General features: G+C 58.8%; 8 protein-coding genes. 1 reads left to right on the forward strand and 7 read right to left on the reverse strand.

Translation table 11 applies throughout. The features are described from left to right. Positions 1-56: 56 nt before the first annotated feature. The 6 genes from EG886_RS09790 to EG886_RS09815 form a co-directional block, all read right to left on the reverse strand. The gene (locus tag EG886_RS09790; RefSeq protein WP_124727968.1) at positions 57-2,891 is read right to left on the reverse strand and encodes an AAA family ATPase; all 2,835 of its coding nucleotides are present in this window, start codon (positions 2,889-2,891) and stop codon (positions 57-59) included. Beyond that, on the reverse strand, positions 2,888-4,024 hold the full coding sequence (locus tag EG886_RS09795) for a metallophosphoesterase family protein (RefSeq protein ID WP_164491773.1): 1,137 nt from the start codon (positions 4,022-4,024) through the stop codon (positions 2,888-2,890). The genes EG886_RS09790 and EG886_RS09795 overlap by 4 nt, the downstream gene beginning before the upstream one ends. Positions 4,025-4,242: 218 nt before the next feature. Next, positions 4,243-6,507 (reverse strand): ATP-binding cassette domain-containing protein, encoded by a 2,265-nt coding sequence (locus EG886_RS09800; protein ID WP_124727970.1) that lies wholly within the window; start codon positions 6,505-6,507, stop codon positions 4,243-4,245. A gap of 32 nt (positions 6,508-6,539) precedes the next feature. Beyond that, entirely contained in the window at positions 6,540-7,847 is a 1,308-nt protein-coding gene (gene fabF, locus EG886_RS09805) for a beta-ketoacyl-ACP synthase II (RefSeq protein WP_420894171.1), read from the reverse strand. A gap of 126 nt (positions 7,848-7,973) precedes the next feature. Next, positions 7,974-8,468 carry a transcription elongation factor GreA gene (greA, locus tag EG886_RS09810; protein WP_124727972.1) on the reverse strand — a complete coding sequence of 165 codons (495 nt, stop codon included), beginning with the start codon at positions 8,466-8,468 and terminating at the stop codon, positions 7,974-7,976. A 333-nt stretch (positions 8,469-8,801) separates the two neighbouring features. Beyond that, positions 8,802-9,779 (reverse strand): 2-hydroxyacid dehydrogenase, encoded by a 978-nt coding sequence (locus EG886_RS09815; protein ID WP_124727973.1) that lies wholly within the window; start codon positions 9,777-9,779, stop codon positions 8,802-8,804. Positions 9,780-9,986: 207 nt separating this feature from the next. Between EG886_RS09815 and EG886_RS09820 the strand changes: the two genes are divergently transcribed. After that, positions 9,987-11,402, forward strand: coding sequence for an amidase (locus EG886_RS09820; protein ID WP_241154303.1), 1,416 nt, complete (start codon positions 9,987-9,989; stop codon positions 11,400-11,402). Between the two features lie 58 nt (positions 11,403-11,460). Here EG886_RS09820 and EG886_RS09825 read toward each other — a convergent pair whose 3' ends face one another. After that, a complete protein-coding gene (locus EG886_RS09825) occupies positions 11,461-12,276 on the reverse strand; it encodes a sugar phosphate isomerase/epimerase family protein (RefSeq protein ID WP_124727974.1) in 816 nt (271 codons plus the stop codon). Between the last annotated feature and the right edge of the window lie 1,170 nt (positions 12,277-13,446).

Here is a 13,446-nt window from a genome sequence, read left to right on the forward strand (position 1 = left end):
CGTGACATGCCCCTCCACCCGTCCCGCGGACGGGTTTTGTTGTTTGGGCGGTCGGATCACGCGAGCTTCACCTCATGCCACCGGATTCCTTCTTCCTCCATCAACCGACGCTCACGGTTTTGACAAGTGCAAAGAATGATCTGATGCTCCCGCGAAAACTCCGCCAGAAGACGAATGGCCCGGCGGATCCGTTCCTCGTCAAAGTGGACGAAACAATCATCCAGAAACAGGGGGAGACGGGTGCCGGTATGCTCGGAATAAAACTGGACGAGGCTGAGACGCATGGCGAAAAACATCTGGTCGATCGTGCCTTGGCTGAGCCGGTCCACCGACTTTTTCTCGCCGGTTTCGGGCACGAACACATCCAGGCGGATGCCGTTTTTCACATCGATGAGCAGATCGCTGTAACGTCCGTCCGTCACTTGGCGGATCCACCCCGCCGCATGGGGGACCAATCGGGGAGCGATGTTGTCGCGCACTTCCCTTGCCGCCTTATCCAGCGCTTCTCGGGCGATTTCCAGCACGTTCCGCCTGCGTCGGATCCGATCGATTTCCTCTTCGGCACGAACCCGTTCCGCGGCTTTGATCGACATCTCTTCCAACCATTCTTCCAATTGGTCGATGCTTCCCCGCAGGCGATCCATCGTTTCCTTGTGCTCTCTCCATTTCTCGATGAAATGGGAGAGTTCCCGTTCCGCGTCGAGCAGCCGCGCCTTCCAATCCACCTGGGGTTCGGTCATGCCCGAGTAGTAGTCGGCCAACATGGATTGAAGTTGCAAAATCCTCTCTTCCAGTTCCCGTTCCTGCTCCTCCCATCGCTCCTTGCGGCGCAATTCCTCAAGTTCCAGGAACTTCTTCCGTTCCTCCGAGAGTTTTTGTTCCAACTTCAACAACGTTTCCGTCTGATCCATCCATTTCTTGGCCGTTTCGGGATCCGTCGTGCCGAACCGTGCTTCCCACGCTTCCAAAAATGCCCGGACACTTTCCAGTTGCCGCTTGCGGTCTTCCTGCTCCTTGCGTTTCATGCTGCGTTCCAACTGAAATTGATGAAGTTCACTCTTCACCTGACGGAAACGGGTCACCAGATTGCGGGCCGACTCCAGCCATTCCGCCGCCGACCACTCGGGAACTTCCTCCAGGTAATCGGCAAGCCACGTTCCCGCCTCTTTTTTCAAATGTTCGATCGCTTCCCGGTTTTCCGCCGCTTCCCGTTTCCAGTTTTCCCGCTTTTTCATCTCCTCCAGGATATCCGCCTGTTTCTGAACCATGTGTCCGATGGACTCCGCCTGCCACCTTTGCATCAGCTCCCGCTGCGAAGCTTCATTGGCGGAGATCTTCCCGCACACCTCTTCCAGGCGCGCGCGCAACTCCTCTCTCTCGGCTTCTTGCTGTTCCCGCCGCACCTGGTCCGCCATCCGGCCGCGATGAAAACGGAAACCGGCCCAACCGGCCATGATGAGGGGAACGGGAGAAACCGCGGGCAACCAAATGGCCAACGGAACCGTGGCGATCACGCCCGCCACGCAGACGGCCAACCAACCCCATGACCGAAGCATCCATTTCCAGACGGGCCGGTCGGTCAGCTGGGTCAGTCGCAGTTGCACGCGCATCTTGTCCTGTTCCAGCGTTTTGGCTTCTTTTTGCAATTCGTCGAGTCGAAGCAGATCCTGGCGGATCTCTCCCCAACTTCCGGATTCCTCGGATTTGTCCAACATGGCGGCCAGTTCCTCGTTCCGCTCCTCCAGTCGCCGGATCTCTTTCAATTGATGCAAGACCCCCAAGGAGCGGGATTCGTCCATCTGCAGCAGCTTGGCATGTGTCTGAACCATTTCTTCCAGCGAGCGATCCAATTCCGCCAGCCGCGCGTCGAATTCCTCGATTTGCTGGAGCAAGGCCTGTTTTTGCCGCTGTTTTTCCGCCAATTCGTAGTACTGTTCATAATAGATGGGCCGCGGGGGACGGGTCCGGTCGCATTCCACCTGCAATTCTTCCATTTTCCGGCACGATTCCCGGTGCTCGTCCAATTTCATCCGGATGTTGTTGCGCTCCATGATCAGATGTTGCAGTTCTTTGTGCAACATTTCCGTGGCCTGTTGCCGTTCCGCTTTTTCGCGGATCTCGGTCAGGAGGCTCTCCAGTTCCCCCTTTTCCGCATCGATGAGGCGAAATTGCTCCTCCAGTTTCTTGAGCTCCTCCCGTTCCCTCACGTACTGCTCCCGCTTTTCGGCCATCTCGGCGATCTCTCGCTCCAGCTGCTCCTTTCGGGCCAGCGCCGCCCCGTACGGGCGGGTGGAAGCCCTTGCGGTGCCGATCTCCGCCAGCGACGCGTCCAGTTGCCGGACGGCCCGGTTCACGTCATAATCTTCTCCCTGGACCACCAGACGCTTCAGTCGCTCGAGAACCTGCGAGTCTCCCCCTTTTTTCTCCTTTCTCCCGTCCTGCGGCAGCGTTCCGGAGGTGAGAAAAATGATTCTCCGGAGGCTTTCCCCGGAAAGCCGGATCTGCCGCTCCAGAAACTGGCGGTCTTTCCGCTGGTCCGGCGGGAACTCCCCGGTGATCTCCCTCTCGGCTTCCAGATCGAACAGTTCTTCCTTTTCCCGCTTCCAATCCAGGTTTCTCACCAGACGAAACCGTTTGCCGGAGAGACTGTATTCAATTTCTCCCCCGTACCCGCCTCCCGTCCAGGGGGCATACCGTTCCAGCCAGTCGGCTCTGGTGCGAATCTGCGTCCCCTCTTTTTTCGGACCGTAGAGCAGGGCGAAGATGCCGGTAAGCAGCGTGGATTTTCCCGCTTCGTTGGGGGCCTCGACCAGATTGATGCCGTCTTTGAATTCGAATTCGCGGTCGATCCAGCGACCGAATCCCCGAAATTTCACCCGGTGCAGCCTCATACCGTCACCTCCTCTTTCGCCAGAAGGGTTTCCAGTCCGGTCCAGAGTGCGGCCGCAAGCTCTTCCGCCCGTTCCGGTTCTCTCTCGATCCGCTCTTCCATCATCCGGACAAACACTCCGACCACGCCCGGTTGTCTCCGGTAGTGATCCAGATCCAGATCGGGAACGGTCGCGTCTTCCACGCGGATTTCCGCAAATCCCGACGCCAGGAGCCGTTCCTCCAGCCAGAACAGGTCTTCATCCGTCGGTTTCCAACCGCCGCTTCGTTTTCCACGGATTCTCACATACAGCCGAACGTCCCGGAACGCAGCCAGTTCTTCCGCCAGCCGAGGCAGAACGTCCTCGCGGCTTCGGCATCCGGTGACGTCGACTTCCATTTGCTCCGCGCGCCTCGTCTCGACGGACACCGGTTCCACCCGGATGCCGACAGAATCCCAGCATCCGAAGAAAACATGACGCGGACCGCACTCCCCGGGACTTCTTCCTTCGGGAGAATCCGGCCGGAAGATCCGGGTTTTTCTCTGATTGTTCAGCCTCTTTTCGGCCATCCTCCGCCCGTGTCCCAGCAAGACGAGGTCCACGTCCAGTTTCATCAGCTCCCGCTCGGGAACGGGGAACACTTCACACGGTTTCCGCCTGTCCAGCCATTCCCCGTGCAGCAGGAGCACTTTCCTCGGCCCGGTTCCGGTCTCCGGCGGTCGCTCCCATTCGTTCTCCGCCGGATCGGCCATCCCGCGTCCGGTCACCGAGATCCCTTCTTCTTCCAGCTCGACGCATTCCCATCCCGGACCGAACACGTGCACATGGTCCGGCCAATCTTCCAGAAGCCATGACGAGCCCGCCCGGATCGGGTCCCGGTTTCCGGGAGCGATGAACACCCGGGTTCCCTCCAGCCTTGCCAGTTCCTCCTTCACGAACCGAACCGTGGACGGCGTCAAAAACTCCGAGTTCCATACATCTCCCGCGATGAACAGAAAATCGGCTCTTTTATCCTGCGTCAGGGAAACAATGCGGCGGATTGTTTCCCGGTGTTCTTCCCTTCTTCGCAACAAATCCTCCTTGGTCCCTCTCCACCCAGCGGCCGGCTCGTCCAGATGCCAGTCGGCGGTGTGGATCCAGGTGATCGGTTTCAACGGTGCCTCAACCTTTCTTGTACGGAAAGTGATGGTTCCATGGGACAGGTGTATCAACAGGAAAAATTTTCTCCTGCCTCCGCTCTTTTTCCTTCCCTTTCCAGACAAAAGAAAAAGCGGGCATCCCAATCGGTTGCCCGCCTCCGCGGTTTCGGCGCCCCTTGCGCATCCGGTTTCTTCTTTCTTCCCGGCATCACTCACTCAAAGGAAACGTCCCGTTACTGCAAAGCCATTTTCAAGTATTTTCCGGTCACGGACTGCTCCGCGTGAATGATTTCCGCCGGGGTGCCTTCAAACACCACCCGTCCGCCCCGGCTGCCCGCGTCCGGTCCCATGTCGATGATTCTGTCGGCCTGGCTGATCACTTCGAGGTTGTGTTCGATGACGATCACCGTGTTGCCGGCATCCACCAGCCGGTTGATGATCTCCAGCAGCTGACCGATGTCCGACATGTGCAAGCCGGTCGTCGGCTCGTCCATCACGTAGATGCTCCCCTTCTTGTGAAGTTCGTTCGCCAGCTTGATGCGCTGCAATTCCCCGCCCGAGAGCGTGCTGAGCGGCTGGCCGAGCGTCAGATAGGACAAGCCCACGTCACTCATGGCCCGAAGCTTTTTCACGATCTCTTTCTGTTCAAAAAATGAAAGGGCCTGTTCCACCGTCATTTCCAACACGTCCGCGACGGATTTTCCGTTCAGTTTGTACGCCAGCACTTCTTCCTTGAACCGTCTGCCTCCGCACACTTCACAGGGAAGTTCCACGCTGTCGAGAAACGCCAGATCGGTGTACACGACTCCCAGCCCTTTGCAGTTGTCGCAAGCTCCCTTGGAATTGAAGCTGAACAGGCTCGGGCTGACCTTGTTGGCGGAAGCGAACGCCTTGCGGATGTCATCCATCAGCCCCGTGTACGTCGCGGAATTGGAACGCGTGGATACGGAAACCGCCGATTGATCGATGACGATCGCTTCCGGATGCTCACGGAGAAAAACATCATGAATCAGCGTGCTCTTGCCGGAGCCGGAGACTCCGGTGACGACCGTCAGCACGCCCGTCGGAAGATCCACGCTCACATTTTGCAGATTGTGCAGCGTGGCATTTTTGACGGACAATGTGCCCGTCGGGCGTCTGACCTTCTCCTTCGGACGAAGCGGCCGTTTCAGGTGTCTGCCGGTCAGCGTATCCGAACGGAGGAGTCCCGTAAAGCTTCCTTCATATACGATGGTGCCGCCTCGGCTGCCGGCATGAGGGCCGACGTCGACAATGTGATCTCCCACCTTGATCACGTCGGGATCATGCTCGACGACAAGCACGGTATTGCCCTTGTCCCGCAAACGTTGAAGCATCCCGTTCAACCGGTGCACGTCGCGGGGATGCAGTCCGACGCTGGGTTCTTCAAAAATGTACGTCACATCCACCAGGCTTCCGGTCAGATGCCTCACCATTTTGACACGCTGCGCCTCTCCCCCGGACAACGTGTCCGTTTCCCGGTCCAGCGTCAGGTAATCCAGCCCGATCTCCACCAGATGCCGGAGCCTCTCCGTCAACGCCCGGACGACGGGGGCGGCAACGGGAGCGTCGATCTCGTCCAGAACGCGGAGCAGCTGTCCGATTTCCATGGATGACAGTTCCGCGATATTGTATCCGTTGATCCGGGAGTTGAGGGCGGCCTGATTGAGCCGCGCACTTCCGCAGGCGGGGCAGGGAGCCTCGGTGATGTACGGCTCGACGGCCTTCCGGGTACGTTCGGACATGGTTTTCAGGTCACGCTTGATGTACTTGTTGGTGAATTTTTCAATGACCCCTTCCCATGTCACGTTCACCTCTTTTCCGGCGAACTGCATTTTCAGTTTCCGGGCCTTGCCGTACAGGAGCAGCTCCAGCTCATCCTCCGCATAATCTTCCAGTTTCTTGTCGGGATCAAAATAGTTGGATTGCACGATCAGCGACCAGTCCCATCCGTCCACCTTGTAGTCGGGCAGCAGGATGGCCCCTTCGTTCAGGGACTTGGACATGTCCACCGCTTTCCCGAGATCGACGGACAGTCGGCGGCCGACACCGTTGCACTCCGGGCACATCCCCTTCGGATCGTTGAAGGAATACATGCTCGGCGGCCCCGCGGACGGTTCCCCCAAACGGGAAAACAGCAGCCGAAGCAACGGGGATATATCGGTGACGGTGCCGACCGTCGAATGCGATCCCCCTCCCGGCGGTTTCTGGTCAACGACCACCGCCATGTTCAAGTGTTCGATCGAATCGGCGTCCGGATGCGGAATCTTCGGCAAAAAACGACGCACGAACATGCTGAAATTCTCGTTCAGCAAACGCATGGATTCCGCCGCGATCGTATCAAAGACGATCGAAGATTTGCCGGAACCGGACACCCCGGTGAACACCGTGATCTTCCGTTTGGGAATGCGCAAGGAGACGTTTTTGAGGTTGTTCTCCCTCGCTCCCTTGATGACGATGTATTCCCGGGATTCATGCATGCCCCACACCTCCCGATCAGTTCTTTCCGCGTTCATTTGTCATGACCCGCGGTTGTCCCGAAACAAACTTGTTCCGGGATGGGCGAAAACGAACCGACTCCCTCTTCCCAGCGCTTGACGATCAGGCTGACATTGTGCCCGCCGAATCCGAAGGAATTGCTCATCACAAATTCACATTCGCGGCGCCGGGCACGCCCCGGCACAAAATCGAGTTCAAATCCCTCATCGGGTTCTTCCAGATTGATGGTCGGCGGAATCCAACCCGTGCGAAGGGTTTGGACGGATGCCACCAGTTCCACGGCTCCGGCCGCCCCCAGCAAATGGCCGGTCATCGATTTGATCGAACTCACGGGCACCTTGGGCGCCCACTCGCCGAACACCTGACGAATCGCTTCCGCTTCCATCCGGTCATTGAGCGGTGTGCCGGTTCCGTGGGCGTTCACATAGCCGATGTCCTCCGGTTGCAAACCCGCATCCCGGAGAGCCAGGGTCATCGACCGGACCGCGCCGGCCCCGTCCGCGCGGGGGGCCGTCACATGGTGAGCATCGGTGGACGTTCCGTATCCGACCAGTTCCGCCAAAATGGGCACTCCACGCTTCAGGGCATGTTCCAACTCCTCCAGGACGAGAACGCCGGCTCCCTCTCCGGCGACAAATCCGTCCCTGCTCCGGTCGAACGGCCGGCTGGCCTTTCCCGGTTCATCGTTTCGGCGGGACAACGCGCGGATCCGGCTGAAGGCCGCCAAACCAAGCGGAGTGACGGGAGCTTCCGACCCGCCTGCCAGCATCACGTCGGCCTCCCCGTATCGGATCATTCGCATCGCTTCCCCGATGCAGCTGGCTCCGGTGGCGCACGCCGTCACCACCGCGGCGGAAGGTCCGTACGCCCCGACGGCGATGGCGATCTCTCCGCACGCCATGTTCACCAGCATGGCCGGTGCCAGATACGGACTGAGCCGGGAGGGACCCGATGTCAGCACCCGCTCGTGCTCTGCCTGAATCATGGACAACCCCCCGCTGCCGGATCCCACCATCACCCCGATCCGGTTCCGGTCGATCCGGGGATCATCCAGCCGGGCGCTTTCGGCAGCCATCCGGGCGGCGGCCACCGCAAACCGGGTGAACAGATCCATCCGACGGATCTCTTTCCGGTCCAGATAATCCTCCGCGCGAAAATCATCGATCTCCGCCGCGATGGTCGTGGGATACCCCGTGGGATCAAAGCGTGTGATCGGTCCCACTCCGCTTCTTCCTTCCAGCAATCGGGAGAAAAAGATCTCGGGAGTGTTGCCGACCGGCGTCAATACGCCCATCCCTGTAATGACCACTCTTCGTCTCACCGGATTCATGTCCCCTTCCTCACATGATCCGGCTTAGTTTGCAAAGAAACAGGAAAAATTATGCAAAAACCCCCGGCCGAATGGTTGCCGGGGGCCTGTCCGTACGGACGACGAAACCGTCCGTCGTCACTCGATTTTGGTCACCTTGAACTTGATCACGACACCGTCCGGAGTGGTGACGTGGATGAGATCGCCGACGCGTTTGCCGATCAGCTCGGCACCGATCGGGGATTCGTTGGAAATCTTGAATTCGGACGGATTGGATTCCGCGCTGCCGACGATGGTGTAGGTCTCCTCGTCTCCTTCCTCTCCGTCCTCAAACAGTTCACGGATGGTCACCGTGGAACCGACATTCACCACATCCTTGTCCAAGTGTTCCGAAGAGATGATTTTCGCATTTCGGATCATGTTTTCAAGATGAATGATTCTGGATTCGATGAATGCCTGCTCTTCTTTCGCAGCATCGTACTCGGAGTTTTCGCTCAAATCGCCCTGGGCGATCGCATCTTTCAACCGTTGAGCCACTTCATGCCGCTTGTGCGTCTTCAGGTGCTCCAATTCCTGTTTGACTTTTTCAAGCCCCTCTTCCGTGAGCAGTACTTCTTTCTTCGTTTGCGACATTCACAACCGCCTCCCTTGATATCCGAACAAGCTATTGAGCGGGCAAGTCACCGTCATCGTCCGGCCGGGATGCCATTTCCCCTGCAACTCATATGCTGAAACAAGCCCTTTTATGACAAATGTCGGTCAATCGGTCAACATGGTGTTCCCGTCCATCCGGAAACACCCTTCCGAGAATAGGCAAAAGCATCGAATGCAAGCGGTTTCTTCGCCCATGACCGGGCCGTCCGTGGCCGTCTTTTCGGACACTGGTGATTATCTTAGCACATTTCCCACGATTGTCCAAGGAGTGGAGGGCCGGAAATTCCGTCTCGATTCCGAACCCGCCTCCCGTCACGATGGCAGAATTTCCGGGTTGACCGGGTGAGGAGGACGTCGTCCTTCAAAATATGCCTTCAGGTTTTCAACCGCCAGATGAGCCATGGCCTCCCTTGTCTCCCGGGTGGCACTGCCCAGATGGGGTGCCAGCACCACCTGCTCCAGTCCGGGGAGTTCCGGATGAACCTCGGGCTCCCGCTCGTAGACATCCAACCCTGCGGCAGCGATTTGTCCGCGTTTCAATGCCCGGACCAACTCCTGTTCGTCCACCAGCGAACCGCGGGCGGTGTTGATCAGAATCGCCCCCGGCTTCATCAGAGACAGCTCCCTTTTCCCGATCAGATGGTGGGTCTCCCGGGTGTATGGTGCATGCAGGGAGACAAAGTCCGCTTCTGCAAGCAGCCGGTCCGGTGTTGCGTATTCCGCTCGGAGCTCCCGCTCTTTCTCCGGCGCCAGACGGCGGCGGGAATGATAGAGAATCCGCATCCGGAAGCCCGAAGCGCGCCGGGCCACTTCCTGACCGATCCGGCCCATGCCGATGATCCCCAGGGTCTTTCCGGTCACTTCCGTTCCGAGCATGAATGTCGGCGTCCACCCTTTCCATCCGCCTCTCCGGACCAAACGGTCCCCTTCCGAGACCCGACGGGCCGCGTCCAGCAGCAGGGCCCATGTCAGATCCGCGGTGGCGTCGGTGAGTACACCGGGTGTATGGGTGACGAGGATGCCCCGCCGGGTGGCCGCTTCGATGTCAATGTGGTTGACGCCCACCCCGAAATTGCTGATGATCCTGAGATCCGGCGCGGAAGCGATGACTTCCTCATCGACCGGATCGGTCACCGTGCAGAGCAGAGCCTCTTTTCCCTGCAATCCCCGAATCAGCTCGTCGCGCGTGGGCCCCGATTCTCCCGGATGGATCACGCAAGTTGCATGCGAACCGAGCCGGTGCAGCACGGCCTCCCCAATCTGTCTCGTGACAAAAACCTGACGGCTCACTGCGTTTCCCCTTCCAACACTTACTTCGTACCGGATATGGGTATTTTACCAATTATAATAATATTCGGCTAAAAAGTGTATTTTCCCTGCATGTCTGTCGTCTATTTTCCCGATGTCCCGTTTCCGAAACGGGCTTCATTCCCCCGTCCTTTTCCGGGCAATGATATAATAATATCAAAAATCAGGCAGATGACAAGGGGGAGCGGGATGACAGAAATCCTTGACATGGATGCTTCCGGATTGGCGGAATCGATCCGGCTCGGGCACATCTCGCCGCGCGAGGCGACGGAAGCCTATATGGCCCGGATCCGCCGGGTCAATCCCAACATCAACGCCGTGGTGGAAACGCGATTCGAGGAAGCCCTGCGCGAAGCGGACTCTCCTCCGGGACAAAAAAACGGACGACTGCGGGGCGTGCCGGTAAGCATCAAGGAATCGTTTGACGTGAAGGGCATGCTGACCACCGGCGGCATTCCCGGACTTGGTCGGACCCCGGCTCCCGCCGACAGCGAACCCGTCCGAAGGCTTCGTGAAGAAGGGGCCATCGTGCTGTGCAAAACCAACACGCCGGCTCTCTGCTTCTGCCAGGAGACGGACAACGTGCTGTACGGTCGCACCAACAATCCCTGGGATCTCACCCGCACGGCCGGCGGTTCGAGCGGCGGAGAAGGAGCCCTGATCGCGGCGGGGGGAGCCGCCGTGGGGCTGGGATCGGACATCGGCGGTTCGATCCGCTTTCCGGCCCATTTCAACGGGGTGATCGGATTCAAATCCGCGGCGGACTCGGTCCCTGATTCCGGTTCCCATCCCGTGTCGCCGTGGCCTTTGCAGCGGATCATGCTGGGACACGGTGCCATGGCCAAGTCGGTGCGCGATGCCCGCCTGATCCACGAAATCATCACCGACCGGCACATTGCGACCGTTCCCGACGATTCCGTCCGCGTCTCGGTCCCGGAGCCGCTCCCGGACCTGCCGATGGGGCAGGAAACGGCCGACCTGCTTCAAGCGATCCGCCGCAGCTTGCAACGGAACAGAACGGTGGATGCCGAAGGAGCTCCCCATCTCAAAGAATCCGCCTTGACCTGGCAACTGATCATGTCCCTGGGAGGTGCGGAACACATCCGGAAAACGGCCGGACTCCGGGGAATTCTGCACACGACGACGGAGTGGCTGAAGGGAAAGGCGGGCCTTCACACTCCCTGGCATCCATGGCTCACCTGGGGGTTGCTCGGGGCCTGGATGTTCCGACCGAACGATCAACAAGTCGCCGAATTGGAGCGTTGGCTCGCCCGGTCCCGCAAGGAAGTGGAAGCGTATCTGCGCGGCCGCGTCGTCATCCTGCCCGTCTGGCACACCGCCGCCCCCGAACACGGCACGGTCTACGGGGAGATTTTCTCCATCCGCAAAACCTTCCTGAAATACATGCCCTATGTCGCCTGGGTCAACACGTTCGGCCTTCCCTCCCTGACGGTCCCCGTCGGCGAGGATCGGGACGGACTCCCGATCGGCGTTCAGCTGGTGACCGCTCCGGGACAGGAAGATGTGCTGTTTCGGCTGGGAGAAGAACTGGAGCGCGATTTCCGCGGATACGTCCGCTGCCGCCTGGAAGATCAGCCCGCATGATTCACAAAGAAAAGCCCCGCGCAACACGCGTCGGGGCTTCAAGGTGCGGCCACCCCTCTCAACCCTGAACGGGAATCCCCAGCTTCTCCTGCAGATAATCCCGGCACACCGTCAAACTTTGAAGCGGCGTGGAAAGGGACCGGTCGATCTCCACCGTCACCCATCCGTCATAGTCCGTTTCCTTCAAAAAATCCATGATCTCCTTCAAACGGATGTCGCCTCTCCCCAATTCGCAAAACACCGTTCCCTCCTCCCCGTCCGCGGTGCCGGCGCCCAAGGAGGCATCTTTCAGATGAAGATACGCGATCCGGTCCTTGTACCGCTGCATGACCGCCAACGGATCCATCCCCGCTTTGGCCATGTGGGCCGTATCCGGACAGAGAAACACGCATTCCGGATCGGTCCATTCCATGATGGCATCCAATTCCCACTCATCCTGGATCTCCGTCCACAGATGCGGATGAATGCAAGCTTTCACTCCCAGCTCCATGCAGCGTTTCGCCGTTTCATTGATGGTCTCCGCGGCGGCTTTCAGCATCTCCCGGGTCATCCCGGACTCCGGACGCGGACCTTCGGGTCCCAACACCAGCCGGTTGCTGCCGCACTCCCGGAGAAACCTGGCCACCCGGACATTGTATGCGATCACATCGCTTCGCTTGAACGAATCGCTGAATCGTCCCGCGGCGTACAACCCGGACAAGACCAAACCATGCTCGTCGAGCAACTCCCGAAAAGCGGCCACGTCCTTCTCATATTGAAGGGCATGATGCGTAAGAGGCTCCACCGCCCCGAAGCCGAGCCCGGCCGCTTCGGTCAACGCCTGCCGGAACGCTTCCCCCCAAGTGATCAAATGACATGACACACGAATCGGCATCCGCCTCTCCCCCTGTTCTCGAATCTTCTCTTGCAACACGCCTTGCTCCCGCACGTTCCCGGGAGCTTCCGACCATTCTATTCTTCGGATGTTGAAACAATTCCTTTGTGAACCTTTTACTTTCCATTTTTATATGGATGGATGTTCCAGCCATCGTCAGTTCCCTGCTCACTTCATTGCAGAAGCAAAGGCGTTCGCAGGGAACTGACATGGCTCCGGCGGACATCCTCTCAAAAAAACCCGTCACAGTTCCCTGCTCATTTCGTTGCAGGAGCAATAGGCATTCTCAGGAAACTGGCACGGACGCAGCATTTGTACAACAAAAGCCGGACCGTCCCCCGTGAGTGCCTTTGCCATCGCAACGAAACGAACGGAGGACGATTCCGGCTTGCCTCACGACTATGACCGAACGGAGGACGACTCACGGCATTCACGCACACGCACATAAATGAACGAAGCCGGAGCTGCCCCCTGTGAGCGCCTTTGCCATTGCAACGAAGCGAACAGGGGGTAGCTCCCGGCAGTCATACGCACACATCAGCCATCGTCAGATCCCTGCTCACTTCGTTGCAGAAGCAAAGGCGTTCGCAGGGAACTGACATGGCTCCGGCGGACATCCTCTCAAAAAAACCCGGGATGGTTCCTCCTCATTTCGTTGCAGACGCAATGGGATTCGCAGGAAACTGGCACAGCCGCAGCATTTGTACAACAAAAGCCGGACCGTCCCCCGTGAGTGCCTTTGCCACCGCAACGAAACGAACGGGCTTGCCTCACGACTATGACCGAACGGAGGACGACTCACGGCATTCACGCACACGCACATAAATGAACGAAGCCGGAGCTGCCCCCTGTGAGCGCCTTTGCCATTGCAACGAAGCGAACAGGGGGTAGCTCCCGGCAGTCATACTCACACAAAAGCCGCCATTGTCAGTTCCCTGCTCACTTCGTTGCAGACGTAAAGGCGTTCGCAGGGAACTGACATGGCTCCGGCGGACATCCTCACAAAAAAACCCGTCACAGTTCCTCCTCATTTCGTTGCAGGAGCAATAGGCATTCGCAGGAAACCGGCACGGACGCAGCATTTGTACAACAAAAGCCGGACCGTCCCCGTGAGTGCCTTTGCCATCGCAACGAAACGAACGGGGGACGGTCCGGCAGACTTGCATGCCC

This window comes from Staphylospora marina (assembly GCF_003856495.1).
GTDB classification, from domain to species: domain Bacteria; phylum Bacillota; class Bacilli; order Thermoactinomycetales; family Thermoactinomycetaceae; genus Staphylospora; species Staphylospora marina.